At 47.3% G+C, this 17,661-nt stretch carries 21 protein-coding genes; 10 read left to right on the top strand and 11 right to left on the bottom strand.

The window, feature by feature from the left end; translation table 11 throughout:
• Positions 1-104: 104 nt before the first annotated feature.
• Both KJB35_RS16120 and KJB35_RS16115 read right to left on the bottom strand, forming a co-directional pair.
• The gene (locus KJB35_RS16120) at positions 105-371 is read right to left on the bottom strand and encodes a YihD family protein (RefSeq protein WP_033906580.1); all 267 of its coding nucleotides are present in this window, start codon (positions 369-371) and stop codon (positions 105-107) included.
• A gap of 166 nt (positions 372-537) precedes the next feature.
• Positions 538-705 carry a hypothetical protein gene (locus KJB35_RS16115; RefSeq protein WP_005379043.1) on the bottom strand — a complete coding sequence of 56 codons (168 nt, stop codon included), beginning with the start codon at positions 703-705 and terminating at the stop codon, positions 538-540.
• A 296-nt stretch (positions 706-1,001) separates the two neighbouring features.
• Between KJB35_RS16115 and KJB35_RS16110 the strand changes: the two genes are divergently transcribed.
• On the top strand, positions 1,002-1,808 hold the full coding sequence (locus tag KJB35_RS16110; RefSeq protein WP_005379045.1) for a sporulation protein: 807 nt from the start codon (positions 1,002-1,004) through the stop codon (positions 1,806-1,808).
• Positions 1,809-1,878: 70 nt separating this feature from the next.
• Positions 1,879-2,532, top strand: a complete 654-nt coding sequence (locus KJB35_RS16105) for a hemolysin III family protein (RefSeq protein WP_005379047.1) — start codon at positions 1,879-1,881, stop codon at positions 2,530-2,532.
• A 33-nt stretch (positions 2,533-2,565) separates the two neighbouring features.
• Here the strand turns inward: KJB35_RS16105 and KJB35_RS16100 are convergent, their stop codons facing one another.
• The 6 genes from KJB35_RS16100 to def all read right to left on the bottom strand — a co-directional run bounded on the left by KJB35_RS16100 (position 2,566) and on the right by def (position 8,935).
• Positions 2,566-3,150, bottom strand: a complete 585-nt coding sequence (locus KJB35_RS16100; RefSeq protein WP_132937259.1) for a DUF3157 family protein — start codon at positions 3,148-3,150, stop codon at positions 2,566-2,568.
• 26 nt (positions 3,151-3,176) lie between these two features.
• Positions 3,177-4,622: a TrkH family potassium uptake protein gene (locus KJB35_RS16095; protein ID WP_017821575.1), complete on the bottom strand. Its 1,446-nt coding sequence runs from the start codon at positions 4,620-4,622 to the stop codon at positions 3,177-3,179.
• A 9-nt stretch (positions 4,623-4,631) separates the two neighbouring features.
• A complete protein-coding gene (gene trkA, locus KJB35_RS16090) occupies positions 4,632-6,008 on the bottom strand; it encodes a Trk system potassium transporter TrkA (RefSeq protein WP_005379062.1) in 1,377 nt (458 codons plus the stop codon).
• A 63-nt stretch (positions 6,009-6,071) separates the two neighbouring features.
• Positions 6,072-7,355, bottom strand: coding sequence for a 16S rRNA (cytosine(967)-C(5))-methyltransferase RsmB (rsmB, locus tag KJB35_RS16085; RefSeq protein ID WP_206949716.1), 1,284 nt, complete (start codon positions 7,353-7,355; stop codon positions 6,072-6,074).
• Between the two features lie 80 nt (positions 7,356-7,435).
• Positions 7,436-8,383 carry a methionyl-tRNA formyltransferase gene (fmt, locus tag KJB35_RS16080; RefSeq protein WP_054579447.1) on the bottom strand — a complete coding sequence of 316 codons (948 nt, stop codon included), beginning with the start codon at positions 8,381-8,383 and terminating at the stop codon, positions 7,436-7,438.
• A 33-nt stretch (positions 8,384-8,416) separates the two neighbouring features.
• On the bottom strand, positions 8,417-8,935 hold the full coding sequence (def, locus tag KJB35_RS16075; RefSeq protein WP_005379068.1) for a peptide deformylase: 519 nt from the start codon (positions 8,933-8,935) through the stop codon (positions 8,417-8,419).
• A gap of 138 nt (positions 8,936-9,073) precedes the next feature.
• Between def and KJB35_RS16070 the strand changes: the two genes are divergently transcribed.
• The 4 genes from KJB35_RS16070 (at position 9,074) to KJB35_RS16055 (ending at position 12,388) form a co-directional block, all read left to right on the top strand.
• Entirely contained in the window at positions 9,074-10,168 is a 1,095-nt protein-coding gene (locus tag KJB35_RS16070; RefSeq protein ID WP_017635610.1) for a LysM peptidoglycan-binding domain-containing protein, read from the top strand.
• Positions 10,152-11,261, top strand: coding sequence for a DNA-processing protein DprA (dprA, locus tag KJB35_RS16065; RefSeq protein ID WP_053350676.1), 1,110 nt, complete (start codon positions 10,152-10,154; stop codon positions 11,259-11,261). The genes KJB35_RS16070 and dprA overlap by 17 nt, the downstream gene beginning before the upstream one ends.
• Positions 11,262-11,263: 2 nt before the next feature.
• Entirely contained in the window at positions 11,264-11,743 is a 480-nt protein-coding gene (locus tag KJB35_RS16060; RefSeq protein ID WP_005379074.1) for a DUF494 family protein, read from the top strand.
• A gap of 75 nt (positions 11,744-11,818) precedes the next feature.
• A complete protein-coding gene (locus KJB35_RS16055) occupies positions 11,819-12,388 on the top strand; it encodes a type I DNA topoisomerase (RefSeq protein ID WP_170890926.1) in 570 nt (189 codons plus the stop codon).
• Positions 12,389-12,453: 65 nt separating this feature from the next.
• Here KJB35_RS16055 and KJB35_RS16050 read toward each other — a convergent pair whose 3' ends face one another.
• Entirely contained in the window at positions 12,454-13,587 is a 1,134-nt protein-coding gene (locus tag KJB35_RS16050) for a 5-(carboxyamino)imidazole ribonucleotide synthase (RefSeq protein ID WP_170890927.1), read from the bottom strand.
• Between the two features lie 4 nt (positions 13,588-13,591).
• Complete coding sequence (gene purE / locus KJB35_RS16045) at positions 13,592-14,077, bottom strand: 5-(carboxyamino)imidazole ribonucleotide mutase (protein WP_005379082.1); 486 nt, start codon at positions 14,075-14,077, stop codon at positions 13,592-13,594.
• A 199-nt stretch (positions 14,078-14,276) separates the two neighbouring features.
• Here purE and KJB35_RS16040 point away from each other — a divergent pair, with 199 nt between their 5' ends.
• From KJB35_RS16040 to KJB35_RS16025, 4 genes are all read left to right on the top strand, one after another.
• A complete protein-coding gene (locus tag KJB35_RS16040; RefSeq protein ID WP_033906571.1) occupies positions 14,277-14,834 on the top strand; it encodes an L-threonylcarbamoyladenylate synthase in 558 nt (185 codons plus the stop codon).
• A gap of 47 nt (positions 14,835-14,881) precedes the next feature.
• A complete protein-coding gene (gene hemF / locus KJB35_RS16035; RefSeq protein WP_158157066.1) occupies positions 14,882-15,799 on the top strand; it encodes an oxygen-dependent coproporphyrinogen oxidase in 918 nt (305 codons plus the stop codon).
• 101 nt (positions 15,800-15,900) lie between these two features.
• Positions 15,901-16,734 (top strand): shikimate dehydrogenase, encoded by an 834-nt coding sequence (aroE, locus tag KJB35_RS16030; RefSeq protein ID WP_017635616.1) that lies wholly within the window; start codon positions 15,901-15,903, stop codon positions 16,732-16,734.
• Between the two features lie 3 nt (positions 16,735-16,737).
• Complete coding sequence (locus tag KJB35_RS16025) at positions 16,738-17,001, top strand: DUF1488 domain-containing protein (protein ID WP_005379090.1); 264 nt, start codon at positions 16,738-16,740, stop codon at positions 16,999-17,001.
• Positions 17,002-17,008: 7 nt separating this feature from the next.
• Here KJB35_RS16025 and KJB35_RS16020 read toward each other — a convergent pair whose 3' ends face one another.
• On the bottom strand, positions 17,009-17,557 hold the full coding sequence (locus KJB35_RS16020) for a gamma carbonic anhydrase family protein (RefSeq protein WP_005379096.1): 549 nt from the start codon (positions 17,555-17,557) through the stop codon (positions 17,009-17,011).
• Positions 17,558-17,661: the final 104 nt, after the last annotated feature.

Genomic DNA, 17,661 nt, shown 5'->3' with positions numbered 1-17,661 from the left:
ATAATTGGCTGAACAGTTATAACCAATTGTGGGACTAAAAACTTTGGTTATAAAAAAGCGACTCACAGAGAGAGTCGCTTAAAGAATACTGGCTGTTGAGCTGGTTATTTGATGATGCCACGAGCGCGTAGGATCGCCGTTTTAAAATCGTCCTCTTGGTCTTTTTTGAGTCCAGGGATCATTTCATCTTTGCTGCTATTACGCATTTTAAGGTGGTAGATCAGTACATCGTCGGTCAGATCTTCTAGCTTTCCTTCATAGCCTGCTTCTTTTGCCAGCTTAACGATGAACTGCAATAGGTTCAGCTCTTGCTCTTTATGCCATTCAGGCTCTAGTAGCTCAAGCAGCTCTTCAATGCGATGACACTTCATTTCTTTCTCCACAGAATTTATAGGTGTAATTAGCAGTAAAGGTACCAAATTGCTTTGCGAAGACCAAATAGGAAAAACTATCTCTTTCACTGTAGTTTGTTCTAAGTCTTTGAAGCTTTATGAGTCGCGTGCAAAGAAAAAAGCGCAGCTGGCGCCGCGCTTTTGATTAAGCTGCTTTGATAACTTTGGCCGGAACACTCGACATCATTGCTGTCTTCTCAACCAATGTCATTGCTGGCGCAACTTGCTTTGCCTTTGGTGCAGTAGTAAAGCCACTGCGGCGGCGCATTGCACTAGTATTAGTGTGTGCGAACCTGACTGTTGTTGGGCGCATTAATTTACCTAACTGTCAGGCATATCCATTGCCGATGTAATGGCCTGAATCATTATGAGCTAGGCTCCAACAAGATTGAAGAATCACTCTTCTGGCTCTCGCCAATCCAGTTAATGAGTCAGGAATACCGATATGCATGCATATCAAGTGTAAGATTAGCATCCTTGTAATAATTGGTCGATAGTTGAGCAATTGAATTGTTTAGATTTTGTCATTTTGTCGCGATGTTCGAGGCAATTTTTGTTTGATCCCACGATCAGCAGTAGTAGTATGAGATCTCGATGAAGGAGGTGCCTATGTCATTTTTGAAGAAGACACTTGCCAGTTTTGGGATTGGGAGCGCGAAGGTCGACTCAATCTTAAACCAAGACGTGCTATACCCAGGTCAAAGTGTGGATGTGTCGATCCATGTATATGGTGGTGCGACTGAACAAGCGATCGACAACATTGATTTAAAACTCTGTTGCCGCTACATCGCAGAAGCCCCTGATGACCGTGGTGCGCGAGAAGGACACAGCATGCGCCGAGTACCTCAAACTCATGTGCTTGCTAAGTGGAGTCTCCCTTACGCATTTACCATCCATTCCGGCGAAGAGCGTACCTTCGATGTTAAGCTCGATGTGCCTTGGAACACGCCTGTCACCATTGGTGATGCCAAAGTATGGTTAGAAACTGGCTTAGACGTTGCTGCTGCTTTGGATCCGACTGATAAAGACATCCTCACCGTCCGACCTGATCCACTGATGGATGCGGTACTATCTGCATTTGAAGCGCAAGGTTTACGAATTCGCCAGGTGGAATGCGAGGAAGTGAAAGGATTCGATCTACCATTTGTGCAAGAGTTTGAACTGGTGCCAACCGACGGACCTTACCACGGCGTGTGGCGCGAATTAGAATTTGTTGCCCACCGCAGTGAGCAAGAGCTCAAGTTGTGGTTTGAAGTTGACCGCACACGCAAGGGGCAAGGTGGCATGCTCGCGAGCTTACTGGGTAGTGGCAAACTCAAGCGAGAGCTGACCATCCCTGCCACGACTAAGCCAGATCAAGTTGGCGAACTGGTACTCAATTATCTCGATCAAACTACTGCCGTTCATGAGTCTTAATTTAAGCTTACACGTGTAAGCCTAATGTGCCATACTAGAGCAAATTTCAAACTCTAGTATAGGCGCATTGATGTCCGAGCTGCAGAAACCTCAATACAGTCAACGTGAAGAACTGGCCAATACCATCACCCACGGTATAGGGATGATTTTTGGTATTGTTGGCTTGATACTGCTGTTAGTTAAAGCCATAGACCATCAAGCTGACACTTTAACGCTTACCAGTATGGCGATTTATGGTGCGAGTATTATCGTGCTATTTTTGGCCTCGACGCTCTATCATGCGATCCCTCATCCCAAAGCGAAACGTTGGCTAAAAACCTTCGACCACTGTGCTATTTATCTTTTGATAGCAGGCAGCTATACCCCTTTCTTGTTAGTCAGCTTAAGAACACCTCTAGCATTTGGGTTGATGATCGTTATTTGGAGCATTGCGTTGATCGGCATCATCATGAAAGTTGCGTTCGTCTATCGATTTAAAAAGCTTTCTTTGATGACGTATTTGGTGATGGGATGGTTATCGTTGATTGTGATTTATCAGTTGGCGATCAACTTGGATGTCGGCGGACTTACACTGCTTGCCGCTGGTGGAATTGTGTATTCACTGGGCGTGATTTTCTACGTTGCGAAGCGCATTCCCTTTAACCATGCGATTTGGCACGGCTTTGTTTTGGCTGGCTGCGTGTGCCATTTCTTTGCTATTTATTACTTTGTTGAGCCTATCTAGCCGATAGGCTCAACAAAGAATATTAAACACGTATTAGCGAGTTTTTACCTCTAGCACTTTGGCAGAAAACTGGTATTGCTGTGATTGCGGTACAGCCAGTTTTATGCTCTTACCTTGCTCCGCTTGCTGAGGTCTCAGGTAGGTATCCGCCATGCGCTTGATGGATTGCCAAACAGTCACGTTTTCTTTTGCCAGTTGCTGACCAGACATATCAAACACTTGCACCTCAACTTCCACTTGAATGACAGATTGAGAGCTTTGGTTAGTGATTGATGTAGGCAAAATAAGCTCACCGCTTTGATAGCTTGCTGAACCAATCAATACATCCACACCTGAATCTGATAGCTGCATGGTTGGCTTTTTGGCGTTTACCACCACGGTCGTGCCAACGGTTTTCGTTATCACTGGGATTGTCGCAATCGCAGGAGCTGCGATTGTTTCAACTACGCTTGCTGTTGTTTGTGTCTCCGTCGCTTGCTGCGCCGGTTTTTTCATGACGTATTCCCAGGTAAAGTCATCGTTCAACTTCACTTCTCGACCATCGGCTAAAGTGATGACCTCGGCGGCGTATGTGGATGAGGCGGCAAGTAGGGTCGCCAGAGTAATCCATGTTTTCATTGTTATACCTTTTAATTAGAGTCTGCTTAGCGGCGCCAAAACGCAGGAAAGAACAGTACAAGAATAGTCAGAATTTCCAAGCGGCCCATTAACATCCCAAAGCTTAAGAGCCATTTGGCAGTATCGGGCAGAGGCGCGAAGTTGCCTGTCGGGCCAATCACACTGCCCATACCAGGGCCAACATTGGCAACGGCGGTGATTGAGCCAGAAATACTGGTCACAGGGTCGAGGCCAAGAGCACTTAAACAACCTGCGATAAAGATAATGGTGATAAAAAACATCAAGCCAAATGCCACCACTGAGCGAACAATATCATCATTCACCGGTCGCTGGTTATAACGCTGTACAAACACCCCTGAAGGGTGAATCAACTTCATCATTTGTTTGTTTAGCAGCGTCATCGCAATTTGGAAGCGGAAGATTTTGATCCCGCCAGACGTTGATCCTGAGCATGCCCCCGCCATCATTAAGAATGCGAAAAGAGTGGTGGGTAATGCGCCCCATGCGGTGAAGTCTTCTAAGCCAAAGCCAGTTGTGGTGACGACAGAGACAATATTAAACATCGACACTCGCAGGGCATCCAAAATGGTGTACCCATCTCGAATCACTAACCAAGCTGAAATCACTAAGCTTGAGAATACGAACAGGTACGCAAATCCTCTAACTTGAGCGTCGTTAACCAACACATCAATACGGCGTTTACGTAACGCGGCGATAAAGAGCAAAAACGGCAAACCACCTAAGAACATAAAGGTAGTGGCCACCCAATGTGCGCCATTAGAGAAGTGGTTCATTGACCCATCAGATGTAGAGTATCCACCCGTCGATAGCGTAGTAAAGGCATGGTTGATTGCTTCGAACAGGTTCATGCCGGTGATCAAGTAGCCCAAAATACATAGGCCCGTTAGCATTAAATATACCGCTACGATGTTTTTGGCGACCGTTTTCGCTCTTGGACTACTTTTATCCGACCAATCTGATGATTCGGTTTGGAATAGCTTCATACCACCGACATTCAGCATAGGTAACACTGCTACCGCCATCACGATAAAACCAATGCCACCAAGCCATTGTAAAATAGAGCGCCACAGCAAGATGCTCGGCGCCATGTTGTCTAGGCCACTGAGCACCGTTGAGCCCGTCGTGGTGATACCCGACATCGTTTCGAAGTAGGCGTCGGTGAAGCTGATGTGGTTGATAAACACAAATGGCAAGGCGGCAAACGCACTCGCGATGGTCCAAACCAAACTGGTGATGAGGAACATATCGCGTACGCTGAGTTTGAACTTGGCGGTTCGACCTATCGTTAGGCAGATGAAGGCGGCAAGGTGCGTGATCACAACGGCTTGGGCGAAATCGAGGAATCCCCCCGTACCGGTAAAGAAAGCGACCAAAGTCGGCACGTACATAAACAGGGCCAGTTTGGATAAAACTAGCCCGATAACAAACAGTACGGGACGTAAGTTGACCATAGGAAAATCCTAGAGGAAGAATGGACTCGGCTGGAATAGCGCTTCGACGTCTGATACGTATTTTTTGTTGACCAGGAACATCACCACATGGTCATCCTGTTCGATGACCGTACGGTCGTGGGCAATAAGAACTTCTTCGCCACGAACGATAGCACCAATGGTGGTCCCAGGTGGAAGCTTTATATCTCCAATCGCACGTCCAACCACTTTAGATGTACTTTCATCACCGTGAGCGACGGCTTCAATCGCTTCCGCAGCGCCGCGGCGAAGTGAGGACACGTTTACGATATCAGCGCGACGAACGTGCGTTAGCAAGGCTGAAATAGTGGCTTGCTGAGGTGAGATTGCTACATCAATTACGCCGCCTTGTACCAGGTCTACATAAGCGCCACGTTGGATCAGCACCATCACTTTTTTAGCGCCCATGCGTTTTGCCAACATTGCAGACATGATGTTGGTTTCATCTTCGTTGGTCAGCGCGATGAAGACGTCGACTTGGTCGATGTTCTCTTCCGAGAGAAGCTCTTGGTCTGCCGCATCACCGCAGAACACGATGGTGTTTTCTAGTTGCTCAGAGAGCTTTTCTGCACGCTGGTAGTTACGCTCAATCAGCTTCACGCTGTAAGTTTGCTCTAGGCGTTTTGCCAAGCTTGCGCCGATGTTACCCCCGCCAACAATCATGATGCGGCGGTACGGTTTTTCTAGGCGCTGAAGCTCACTCATCACTGAGCGAATGTGGTTGCTTGCGGCGACGAAGAACACTTCATCGTCGGCTTCAATGATGGTGGTACCTTGTGGGCGAATCGGACGGCCTTGACGGAAAATCGCCGCCACACGGGTATCAATGTGCGGCATGTGCTCACGCAAAGCAGACAACGCATTACCCACCAGCGGGCCACCATAGTAGGCTTTCACCGCCACTAGGCTGACTTTCTGTTCAGCAAAGCTCACCACTTGCAGCGCGCCTGGGTATTGGATCAGACGTTCGATGTAGCTCGTGACGAGTTCTTCTGGTGCGATAAGGTGATCAACAGGAATGGCGCCAGATTTAAACAGGGCTTCTTTTTCTGCCAAGTATTCTGGAGAGCGAATACGCGCAACGCGGTTTGGGGTATTGAATAGAGTGAACGCGACCTGACAGGCGGCCATGTTGGTTTCATCAGTGTTGGTTACTGCGACGAGCATATCGGCGTCTTGCGCGCCAGCTTCGTGTAGCACGTCTGGATGGCTCGCATGGCCATTGACCACACGTAGGTCGTATTTGTCCTGCAATTCACGCAGTCGGTCGGCATTATTGTCGACGATGGTGATGTCGTTGTTTTCACCCACTAGGTTTTCTGCCAGTGTGCCGCCAACCTGACCTGCACCAAGAATAATGATCTTCATACTCTTTTCTCGTATCTGAAAAAGGCGATTGAAATCGCTTCAATCGCCCTATTTAGCATGCTGTTACGCGTGTGTTTTAGTTAGCACTGCGTAGTAGAAACCATCCATATCTTCTTCGCCTGGTAGAATTTGACGACCAGGCTGGTCGGGATCAGAATCCAGCAGTTGCGCATCCGCGGTACGTGCTAAAAACGCTTTTACTTGCTCCACGTTTTCTTGCGGTGTGATTGAACAAGTCGCGTAAACCATTGTGCCGCCGGGCTTCAGTTGCGTCCACATGGCATCAAAAATTTCACTTTGCAGCTCTGCTAATGCGGCGATGTCGTCTGCACGACGTAGCCATTTGATGTCTGGGTGACGACGAATCACGCCAGTCGCAGAACATGGGGCATCCAGCAAAATGCGATCAAATTGCTCGCCTTGCCACCATTCTTGTGGATTACGCGCATCACCGCAAACCACTTTTGCCTGAAGGTTGAGACGCTTCAGGTTTTCATGCACACGTTTCAAGCGTGTGTCGTCGCAGTCAATCGCGACCACTTCACTGCCTGACGTGCGCTCTAGAATGTGCGCCGTCTTGCCACCTGGCGCTGCACAGCAATCTAAAATCAGTTCGCCGTCTTGTGGTTTTAGGTAGTTGATCGAGAGCTGCGCCGCCGCATCTTGGACCGAAACCCAACCTTTTTCAAAACCAGGTAGCTTCATCACGTCACATGGCGCGGCCAATTTTATGGCGTCCATTGCTTCTGTGTGTGGCGTGCTATCAATGTTTTCATTTTTGAGCAGCGCAAGGTATTCATTTCGAGTGTGGTGTTGGTGATTTACACGGAGCCACATTGGTGCTTTTTGGTTGTTCGCTTCAACTATGCTTTCCCATTGCTGTGGGTAGGCCTCTTGCAGCAGTTTTAGTAACCAGCTTGGGTGACCGTACTTGCCAGCGTTGTTGCTGACGGCCATTTGGTCGAGTTCTTCTTGGTTGCGCTGGTAGTTACGCAATACAGCGTTAATCAAACCACGCAGACGAGGACCTTTCAGCTCTTTAGTGCCTTCAACCGTTTCACCGACAGCTGCGTGCGCAGGAATGCGCATGAAGCTCAGTTGGTAAATACCAACCAGAATTAGGTGATGGAATACACGTTGTTTGCCTTTTAGCGGCTTATCCATCAATTGGTTTGCGATCATTTCTAGGCGAGGTAGGTAACGTAGCGCACCGTAACAGATCTCTTGTAACAGAGCGTGGTCACGAGGTCGTACCGTTTGTTGAGCCGCTGGAAGAGCGCTTGAAAGTGAGTGGCCCTTGTCGACGACAAGATACAGGACGTTAGCAGCCGCAGCGCGAACATTCATGATGAGTACCTTAAAGTAAAGGAGGGCATCTCTGCCCTCTAAAAGTTCGTATAATTGGGGATAATAACCCCTAGTATGGCTTAAACCAGCAGAGTGCCAACTTCAAACCAAGCCGCACGCGAATTCAGAATATCCTGAACTGACATGGCTTTTTTGCCAGGAACTTGCAGTTGCTCTAGCACCAGTACGCCGTTGCCTGTCGCAACATAAATACCGGTTTTATCTGCTTGTACGATGGTGCCGGCTGGCTTGTCACTGGTTTGCTCTGCCACACGGCTTTGCCATACTTTGATGCTGTTTTCTGCCGCCTCAAAGTGGCTCATTGGCCATGGGTTAAATGCACGAACGCAGCGCTCAATGTGCGCCGCATCGTCGTTCCAGTTGATGCGTGCTTCTTCTTTGCTGAGCTTTTTCGCGTAGTTCGCGAGCTCATCGTCTTGCTTCACTGGCACTGCTTTACCCGCAGCAATGTCTGCTAGGCAGTCAATCAGGGCTTCTGGGCCAAGCTCAGCCAATTTTTCGTACATTGAAGCGCTGGTATCTGTCGCTTCGATTGGCAGAGTTGCAATCTTCAGCATATCACCAGTGTCGAGACCGATGTCCATCTGCATGATGGTCACGCCAGTTTCTGCATCGCCCGCCCAAATAGAGCGTTGGATTGGAGCCGCACCACGCCAACGAGGTAGGATAGAACCATGTACGTTGATACAACCCAGTTTAGGGGTATCAAGAACCGCTTGTGGCAGCAGCATACCGTACGCCACGACAACCATGAGGTCGGCGTTCAGATCGGCAAGTTCTTGTTTGGCTTCGTCGGACTTAAAGCTTTCAGGTTGGTAAACCGGGATATTGTGTTCTAGCGCCAGTTGTTTTACCGGTGGCGCAGCCATTTTTTTGCCACGACCCGCTGGACGATCTGGGTTTGTGTAAACCGCGATGACTTCATGCTCCGAAGACAACAACGCCGCCAAGTGACGGGCGGCGAAATCCGGAGTACCTGCAAAGACAATTCGTAAAGACTGACTCAAGGTAGACTTCCTTCTAATTGGTATGGTTCGAGATTAAGCGTTTTGCTGCTTCTCGTTAAAGCGTTTGATTTTTGCTAGCTTGTCCTGAATGCGTTTGCGTTTCAGTGGCGATAGGTAATCCACGAACAGCTTACCTTGTAGGTGATCAAGCTCGTGTTGAACACAAATCGCTAGCAGGTCGTCGGCTTCAAAGGTGAACTCTTTGCCATCACGATCCAGTGCTTTAACGGTAACTTCTGCAGCGCGAGGCACAAGTGCGCGTGCACCTGGTACCGACAGACAGCCTTCTTCGATGCCATCTTCGCCACGCTTTTCCAGAATCTCAGGGTTGATTAGCACCATCGGCTCATCGCGAGTTTCTGAAATATCAATCACTACGATACGTTTGTGGATATCAACCTGCGTTGCAGCAAGGCCAATACCTTCTTCGTCGTACATGGTTTCAATCATGTCATCGACGATTTTTTGAATCTCAGGTGTCACCGCTTCAACAGGCTTTGCGACTGTGCGCAGGCGATCATCCGGGAATGTTAATACTTGTAATACAGACATATTCACTCGAAATATTGAACTGTGCCGAAACAGCACAAACCTTGTTGGCTCAATTCTAGACATTTTATAGCCTAAATGACAGCATCCTTGCACCAATTTCCATTCTGGTTCCTGCTTAATAGACCAAGGACGAGGGTCATGAATCGAATTTTCCGCAACGTTGCCAGTGTTACGTTGCCGTTACTTTTCTCTTTCAACGCTGTAGCAAATGTGGATGCAAACCCACTGACTGTTAAAGATGATGCGCCACAAACATATGTAGTCGTGAAGGGCGATACGCTATGGGATATTTCGGCCATGTACTTGGATAGCCCGTGGTTGTGGCCTCGTTTATGGCAAGTAAACCCGGAAATCGACAACCCTCATTTAATTTATCCCGGTGACAAGCTGTCTTTGGTGTGGATTAACGGTCAGCCCGTATTGAGCCTAAAACCGGTTAAGAAGCTGAGCCCGAAAGCACGTATCACGGAAAAGAAAGCGGTACCAACGGTCGCGGAAGGTTTGGTGATGCCTTACCTCAAATCGGATCGGTTGCTGGATCAAGATGCGTTGAACAGTGCAGCAAAAGTGATGGGTAGCAGCAAAGGCAGTAAGTATCTGACTGCAGAAGATGTGCTGTATATCAATGGTAATCAGACCGCGACAGGTTGGGCTATTTACCGACCAGTAGCTACCTTTTCGCGTGACGATGTGTCCGAAGAGATTACCGCGCTGCGTTTGATTGCCAAAGGCGAGCTCGTTGAAGCTTCGAGTGATTATTCAGGTTTGAAGCTTACATCGCAGATGCAAGAAATTCTACGTAACGATATCGCGTTGCCAAATCAATCGGTTGAGAATACTGACTTCACGACTACGTTCTACCCGCTGCCGTCGCCACAAGGCAGTTCGGCAAAGTTGCTAGGTAATATCGAAGGTATTCGCTTTAGTTCAACTAACCAAGTCGTGGTGATTGATAAAGGCACGTCAGACAATCTGAAGCAAGGCAGTGTGTTTGATTTAAAAGAAGACGCGCACCCAGTTTACAAAGACGGCGATGAGTTCAAGAAAGAGTTTGGCGTGCTTGATAAGAAAATTACTTTGCCTCAAAGCAAAGTTGGTGAGTTGCTGGTCATTCGTCCTTATGAGTACTTTAGCTTGGCACTGATCACTAACAGTACTAAACCCATTAACCAAGATATTTCGGTGGTGTCACCGTTGGCGGACGAATTAACCATCGATGAATCGACGAAATAACGATGATCTCGCTGCCTGGTTAAAACTGAGTTGTTTACCAGGCATTGGCGGCGTCAAAATGAATAAGCTACTGGCAAGAGACACGCCACGTAACATCGTAAACTTCTCTCCTGAACAGCTACAACAACTTGGGTTAACAACTAAGCAAATTCAAGCTTGGGCTTCAACAGATAAAGAAGTCGATGCTTGTTTAAGCTGGCTTGAGGCTTCTACAAATCATCATATCCTGACACTGACTGACCCGCGTTATCCACCTCAACTCAAACAAATCGTTGCACCGCCACCTCTACTTTTTGTTCAAGGAAACCCTACTTGTCTCTCTCAGCCACAAATCGCGATGGTTGGCAGTCGAAATGCGAGTATTGATGGATTACAGCATGCACGTCAGTTTGCTGCAGAGTTTGTTCAGCACGATTTTATTGTCACCAGTGGTCTCGCTTTAGGCATTGATGGTCATGCGCATGATGGTGCGTTGCAAGCGGGTGGTAAGACGATTGCGGTGCTAGGATCTGGCTTAGAAAATATTTATCCGGCACGTCATCGTGGTTTAGCGCAACGTGTTATTGAACATGGGGCCTTGGTGTCTGAGTTTCGGCCTAATGCCAAGCCGCGTCCAGAAAACTTCCCGCGTCGTAATCGTATTATTAGTGGATTATCGCTTGGTGTACTGGTCGTCGAGGCGGCGAAAAAGAGCGGCTCGTTAATTACAGCTCGTTACGCGCTTGAGCAAGGTCGAGAAGTATTTGCGCTGCCAGCGTCAATCAATGCCCCCAATGCCTGCGGTGGAAACCAGTTGATACGTCATGGCGCTTGCCTCGTAGAAAAGACGAAAGATGTCTTAGATGAAATACAGTCCTTGCTTGATTGGTCTATTAATCAGAGTACCGATTTATTTTCTACGTTAAATGATGAAGAAGAATTGCCATTTCCTCAGCTGTTAGCTAACGTAGGAAGTGAAGCTACACCGGTTGATATTCTTGCAAACAGGACCAATATACCTGTCCAAGAAGTCATGATGCAGCTCTTAGAGTTAGAACTCTCTGGGCATGTCGTTGCGGTTTCAGGTGGCTATATTCGAAAGGGGAGGGGCTAGCTATGATGATGGATATACTGATGTATCTATTCGAAACCTACATCCATAGCGATGCAGAGTTACAGGTCGAACAAGACGAGTTGGAAGAAGAATTGCTCCGTGCAGGCTTCCAACAAAAAGATATCTACAAAGCCCTTGTCTGGTTAGAAGAGCTTGCCGCATTGCAGCAAAGTGACACCTCTTCTGCAATCTCGACTTGCATGGCTTCGTCATCAACTCGTATCTACACAGCGAAAGAGATGCAGCGTTTAGATTTGGAATGCCGAGGGTTTCTATTGTTTCTCGAGCAAATCAATGTGTTAACCACAGAAACTCGCGAAATGGTGATTGACCGAGTGATGGGATTAGAAACGAGTGAGTTTGAGCTTGAAGACCTCAAATGGATCATTCTGATGGTGCTGTTTAATGTGCCTGGCAACGAAAACGCTTACACGCTAATGGAAGAGCTGTTGTACACCAAGGAACAAGGGATTCTTCACTAACCATCTGGGCAAGTTCGAGTTTAGCTAGAATAAACGCGAGCTTGTCTTTTTGTGTGTTTTCACGAAACGGTAAGTATGAGTAGTAAAATCGACAACACCCTTTTCTCTGCCCATGAACACGCTTTGGAACACGAGCCGTGTCCAAAATGTGGTGGTGAGCTGACTCTCAAGCACGGAAAACATGGCCCATTTCTCGGCTGTAACCATTATCCAAGCTGTGATTACATTAAACCGCTACACAGCAATGATGGTCACATCGTGAAAGAGTTGGGTGTGCCTTGTCCTGAGTGTGGCAATGAGTTGGTACTCCGCCAAGGGCGCTACGGTATGTTCGTTGGTTGTAGCCATTACCCGGCTTGTCATCATATTGAGTCGATTAATCAACCAGAGCCAGAGGCGCAGTCACAAGAGCAACACGCTTGCCCTGAATGTAGCAAAGGACATTTGGTTGAGCGTAAAACCCGATTTGGCAAAACATTCTACGCGTGTGATAACTACCCTAAATGCAAATTTGCTGTGAACCTTGCTCCGGTCAAGGGGCGATGCGAAGAATGTGGTTTTACTTTGTTGGTGGAGAAGAAACTCGCCAGTGGTGTGAAATTGCAATGTGCTAATCGTAAGTGTCAGCACACCCAGCAAGGGTAAATGAATTAAAGGAATTGAAAAGGGTCGCATCGTGCGACCCTTTTTTGTTTTTTTGCTGCCAAACGTTAGTGTTGAGGCTGTTTAGCGAACGCTTGCACGGCTGGGAAAGCTATTGGGTCTAAGATGTCTGCCAGAGCGCACAACCTACGGTGCAATTCTCCTGGGTAGTCGCCACACACGTTAATGTGTCCCATCTTGCGACCTGCACGTTTGTCTTTGCCATACCAATGAATGTGGCAACCATCCATTGATAACAATGCTTCTGGTAGTGTGTCTTCACCAAGAATATTGATCATTGAGGTTTCACGAACCAATTTCGTACTGCCTAATGGTAAGCCGCACACTGCGCGCAGATGGTTTTCAAACTGACACGTTTCTGCACCTTGCTGTGTCCAGTGACCAGAGTTGTGCACGCGTGGAGCAATCTCATTCACTAAAAGTGCCCCATCGACATCAAAGAACTCAAGCGCCAATACGCCAACGTAATCTAGGCTATCTGCGACTGCCGTGAACATTTGCTTTGCTTGTTCCTGTAACCCTGGCGCATCAATCGCAGTAGAAAGACTCAATACACCGTTGGTGTGAACATTCTCTGCCAGAGGGTACACTTCCACACTGCCATCTTTGCTTCGAGCACCAACCAGTGATACTTCGCGGTTAAAAGGAACAAACTCTTCAGCAACAATCGCTTGAGTTGGTGTTGCCGCGATGCACTCTGCCATCTCAGTCCAAATGTCGTCGACTTGAGAAGCTTCTTTTAAGCGCCATTGGCCTTTACCATCGTAACCACCTAATGCACTTTTCAGAACCATTGGCATACCAACGTGTTCAATTGCGCGGTCAAAGTCTTCACGAGTTTCAATGACGTAGTATTTCGCGTTGCGCACGCCGGCATCATCAAGCAGTGCTTTTTCAATACGGCGATCACCACCTGCTTTGATGGCTTGCGTACTTGGTAGGAACTTGCCGCTCGCTTCGCAAACTTTGAGCACGTCATGTGGAATATGCTCGAACTCGGCAGTAATCACATCAACTTGCGTAATCGCATTTTCCAAGCCATGGCCAAGTACCTGTTGAGTTAAAGGGTGAACGACATCACCGCTGCTGACATCGTAAGCTGAAATTTGAATATTCAGTGGCGCACCAGCCAGAGACATCATACGAGCCAACTGACCCGCACCAAGAACCAGTACATGCATCTGATTAATCCTCTGCAGGGTTTGGATTTGCGAGAACTGTTTCCGTTTGCTCATTACGGAATGCTTCTACCTTCGCCATGATGTTTTCATCATGAGTGCCTAGGATTTGCGCTGCTAGGATACCGGCGTTTGCTGCGCCCGCTTCGCCAATCGCCAATGTACCAACCGCAATTCCCTTTGGCATCTGTACAATAGAAAGCAGTGAATCCATACCTTTCAGTGCACGAGACTGAACGGGAACCCCAAGCACAGGCAAACTAGTAAACGCCGCCGCCATACCTGGTAGGTGGGCTGCACCACCTGCGCCTGCGATGATAACTTTGATGCCGCGTTCTTTTGCGCCACTGGCGTAGTCAGCCAGTAATTGAGGAGTTCGGTGTGCTGACACTACTTTTGTTTCGTAAGGCACGCCAAATTGATCTAGCATGTCCGCTGCTAGTTTCATGGTTGGCCAATCGGATTTAGAACCCATGATGATACCGACTTTCATCTCAAACTCCTTTAAGCTGCAAAAATTAGGTGAGCTATAAATTTGTGCGCATTATACGGGGATTTTTATCTCAAGCAAACGTTTGCGTCTTGTTGTTGGCGCTATTGATACATTTTATAAAAAAATTGCTTTAGTGTCTGAGAATGAATATTTGTACACTTAGTGAAAACAACACAGTCAAACAAATAGGAAGTAATCGGTGGATAACTTTGAACAAGTGCTCAACGCACTCAAGCAAGGCGAAGTGATTGCCTATCCAACAGAAGGGGTTTTTGGTGTCGGATGTGATCCAGATAACCCAGAAGCAATTCAAAAGCTATTAGAGCTCAAGCAGCGTCCGGTAGAAAAAGGGCTGATTCTAATCGCGGCAAGTTATGATCAGCTTTTGCCTTATATTGATGAATCTCAGTTGACTGAAGAACAATTACAGACTGTTCATGCCACTTGGCCAGGCCCATACACTTGGATCATGCCAGCGAGCGATAAAGTATCCAACTGGGTTTCAGGGCAGTTTGATTCAATTGCGGTTCGTGTGACTGATCATCCTTTGGTGCAAAAAATGTGTAATGCATTCGGAAAGCCGTTAACCTCTACCAGCGCGAATCTCTCCAGCTTACCACCGTGTATGACCACGGAAGAAGTCGAAGAGCAGTTGGGTGATAAGCTGGTCGCCATTCTTCGTGGCGAGACCAGCGGTCGTGATAAACCCAGCGAGATTCGTGACGCCAAAACTTCACAAATATTAAGACAGGGTTAACCCTGCTAGCCAGCCATCATTAGGTTTCACGTAATAGGTAATAACGTATGTCAGCGATCGATAAGCACGCCGTAAAGCAGTTCTTGATGTCACTTCAGGACTCCATTTGTCAGCAGTTAGAACAAGAAGATGGAAAGGCCGTCTTTGTCGAGGATGCATGGCATCGTGAACCGGGCGAACGTCTTGGTGGCGGTGGGCGCTCACGTGTTATGCGTGATGGCCTTGTTTTCGAGCAGGGAGGCGTGAACTTCTCGCATGTGGAAGGGAAAGAAATGCCAGCATCTGCGACAGCGCATCGTCCAGAGCTAGCGGGTCGTCGTTTTGAAGCGATGGGTGTTTCTTTGGTTATTCACCCTAAAAACCCTTATGTACCGACTTCACACGCCAATGTCCGCTTCTTTATTGCAGAAAAAGATGGCGAAGACCCAATTTGGTGGTTTGGTGGTGGTTTTGACCTAACGCCGTTCTATCCATTTGAAGAAGATTGCCAATCATGGCACGACACTGCAAAACAGCTTTGTGCACCATTTGGTGACGATGTTTACCAAGAGCATAAAGCATGGTGTGACAAATACTTCTTCCTACCACATCGTAATGAAACTCGCGGTGTTGGCGGTTTGTTCTTTGATGATCTAAACCAGTGGGAATTTGATAAGTGTTTTGCTTACATCAAAGCAGTCGGTGAAGGCTATTGCCAGGCTTATTTGCCGATCGTTTCTCGTCGTAAAGAGATCGAGTATGGTGAGCGTGAGCGTGAATTCCAACTATATCGTCGCGGCCGTTACGTAGAGTTCAACTTAGTGTATGACCGTGGCACCTTATTTGGTTTACAAAGTGGTGGGCGTACTGAGTCGATTCTGATGTCAATGCCGCCGCTCGCTCGCTGGGAGTACTGCTACGAGCCAGAAGCGGGATCGCCAGAAGCTGAACTTTACGAGCGATACCTAACGCCACGAGAGTGGTAAGCACGGAATCTCCTTTTCTATATAGATAGATAGTGATAGGGTCATCTGTAATCAGGTGGCCCTGTTTTCTCTATATCTAAGTAAGGAACAAAGGTAAGGAAATGACCCAGCAAATCGATCGCTATGCCGTGTTTGGTAATCCTATCGGACACAGTAAGTCGCCATTCATTCACACTTTGTTTGCTCGTCAAACTAATCAATCTTTGGTGTATACCGCAGAAAGTGCACCTGTTGATGGTTTTATTGACGCGGCGAAGGTGTTTTTTGCTGAAGGTGGCAAGGGGTGCAACATCACTATGCCATTTAAAGAAGATGCTTATCAATTTGCTAGTCGATTGACAGAACGGGCTCAGTTAGCAGGCGCGGTAAATACCCTCAAGAAGTTAGACGATGGTGAAATCATCGGTGACAACACTGATGGTGCAGGTTTAGTGCAAGATTTGCTTCAGCATCAGGTTGTATTGGAAGGCGCGCGAATCCTAATTATTGGCGCTGGTGGTGCAGCTCGTGGTGTTATTAAGCCACTACTCGATCAAAAGCCGACCTCTTTAACCATTACCAACCGTACCTTTAGTAAAGCACAGGAGCTTGCAGAGCTGTTTGTCTCTCACGGTCCTATCCGCGCCAAAGAGATGGCAAGTATTGATGAAGAGTATGATGTCATCATTAACTCCACATCCGCTTCTCTTAGTGGTGAACTGCCGACTATTTCATCCTCCATCTTTGCCGCTAACAGTACAAGCTATGACATGATTTATGGCAAAGGGGTGACGAGCTTTAACTTATGGGCAAAAGAGAATGGTGCCGCTCATGCGTATGACGGTCTTGGAATGTTAGTTGGGCAGGCTGCGGAAAGCTTTATGCTCTGGCGTGGCTTACGTCCTGGTGCCAAACAAATTCTCAGAGAACTAAGAAAGAACCTTGAAGGTCAATAAGCGATGAATCAATCCATCTTATTCCCAGATATTCAATCATGGGATGAAGTATCACAATCGGTAAACTTTTCGGCGCAACAATCAGGCGCACTAATAGAGTGCTTTGTGACGAAACAAAAGTTAGAAAAGCTCAGTGGTTCACTGATTGAAACTGAGCAAGCGGCAATTAAAGTGTTTACTGATTACCGATTCGACCTAGAAGAAATGGCTGAAGAGCTAATAGAAGATGAAGCCTTCAACGAAGAAGGCCATATCATCATCGGTTAACAGGGTTTTAGTTCAAGTCTTTTACTTCATTTAAGTAGTCGTTTTTGTTCTGCACATAGTTGTTGGCAGACTTTTGCAAGAAAGCTCGTTCTTTTTCTGATAGAGGGCGAGCTTGTTTTACTGGGCTTCCAACATATAAGTAGCCACTTTCTAATACTTTCCCAGGTGGCACTAAACTGCCTGCTCCGATCATCACCTCTGACTCAATTACAACAGCATCTAAAACAATAGCTCCCATACCAACCAAAACACGATCGTGGATCTCACAACCGTGCAGCATCACTTTGTGGCCAATCGTAACGTCATTACCAATAATCAATGGGTAGCCGTTTGGGTTTTCGGCGTTCTTATGGGTGACATGCAAAACACTGCCATCTTGAATATTCGTTCGATCACCAATGTGAATGTGGTTTACATCACCTCGCGCTGCTACCAGTGGCCAAATGCTAGAATCATCGCCAATTCGGATATCACCGACTAAAACAGAGGTTGGGTCAACGTAAACACGCTCACCAAGTTCAGGCTTTATACCTTTGTAGCTTCTCATTGAGCTCATCTTTTTTCCTTATTCAGGGCGATTACAGGGTGTATGGAGGTAGAATAGTAGTGAAAACTCGCCTTTTAGAATAAAAAACACCCAAACGATAAAAAAATCAAAAA

It is taken from the genome of Vibrio sp. D431a, assembly GCF_030248655.1.
In the GTDB taxonomy this organism is placed as follows: Bacteria; Pseudomonadota; Gammaproteobacteria; order Enterobacterales; family Vibrionaceae; genus Vibrio; species Vibrio alginolyticus.
The sequence above is the reverse complement of the archived record's forward strand: the minus strand, read 5'-3'. Positions and strand labels throughout refer to the sequence as shown.

Bases quoted from the DNA above. Each gene is read 5' to 3' on its own strand.
- KJB35_RS16120 (WP_033906580.1), bottom strand. From the start codon at position 371: ATGAAGTGTCATCGCATTGAAGAGCTGCTTGAGCTACTAGAGCCTGAA.
- KJB35_RS16115 (WP_005379043.1), bottom strand. From the start codon at position 705: ATGCGCCCAACAACAGTCAGGTTCGCACACACTAATACTAGTGCAATG.
- KJB35_RS16110 (WP_005379045.1), top strand. From the start codon at position 1,002: ATGTCATTTTTGAAGAAGACACTTGCCAGTTTTGGGATTGGGAGCGCG.
- KJB35_RS16105 (WP_005379047.1), top strand. From the start codon at position 1,879: ATGTCCGAGCTGCAGAAACCTCAATACAGTCAACGTGAAGAACTGGCC.
- KJB35_RS16100 (WP_132937259.1), bottom strand. From the start codon at position 3,150: ATGAAAACATGGATTACTCTGGCGACCCTACTTGCCGCCTCATCCACA.
- KJB35_RS16095 (WP_017821575.1), bottom strand. From the start codon at position 4,622: ATGGTCAACTTACGTCCCGTACTGTTTGTTATCGGGCTAGTTTTATCC.
- trkA (WP_005379062.1), bottom strand. From the start codon at position 6,008: ATGAAGATCATTATTCTTGGTGCAGGTCAGGTTGGCGGCACACTGGCA.
- rsmB (WP_206949716.1), bottom strand. From the start codon at position 7,355: ATGAATGTTCGCGCTGCGGCTGCTAACGTCCTGTATCTTGTCGTCGAC.
- def (WP_005379068.1), bottom strand. From the start codon at position 8,935: ATGTCTGTATTACAAGTATTAACATTCCCGGATGATCGCCTGCGCACA.
- KJB35_RS16070 (WP_017635610.1), top strand. From the start codon at position 9,074: ATGAATCGAATTTTCCGCAACGTTGCCAGTGTTACGTTGCCGTTACTT.
- dprA (WP_053350676.1), top strand. From the start codon at position 10,152: ATGAATCGACGAAATAACGATGATCTCGCTGCCTGGTTAAAACTGAGT.
- KJB35_RS16060 (WP_005379074.1), top strand. From the start codon at position 11,264: ATGATGATGGATATACTGATGTATCTATTCGAAACCTACATCCATAGC.
- KJB35_RS16055 (WP_170890926.1), top strand. From the start codon at position 11,819: ATGAGTAGTAAAATCGACAACACCCTTTTCTCTGCCCATGAACACGCT.
- KJB35_RS16050 (WP_170890927.1), bottom strand. From the start codon at position 13,587: ATGCATGTACTGGTTCTTGGTGCGGGTCAGTTGGCTCGTATGATGTCT.
- purE (WP_005379082.1), bottom strand. From the start codon at position 14,077: ATGAAAGTCGGTATCATCATGGGTTCTAAATCCGATTGGCCAACCATG.
- hemF (WP_158157066.1), top strand. From the start codon at position 14,882: ATGTCAGCGATCGATAAGCACGCCGTAAAGCAGTTCTTGATGTCACTT.
- aroE (WP_017635616.1), top strand. From the start codon at position 15,901: ATGACCCAGCAAATCGATCGCTATGCCGTGTTTGGTAATCCTATCGGA.
- KJB35_RS16025 (WP_005379090.1), top strand. From the start codon at position 16,738: ATGAATCAATCCATCTTATTCCCAGATATTCAATCATGGGATGAAGTA.
- KJB35_RS16020 (WP_005379096.1), bottom strand. From the start codon at position 17,557: ATGAGCTCAATGAGAAGCTACAAAGGTATAAAGCCTGAACTTGGTGAG.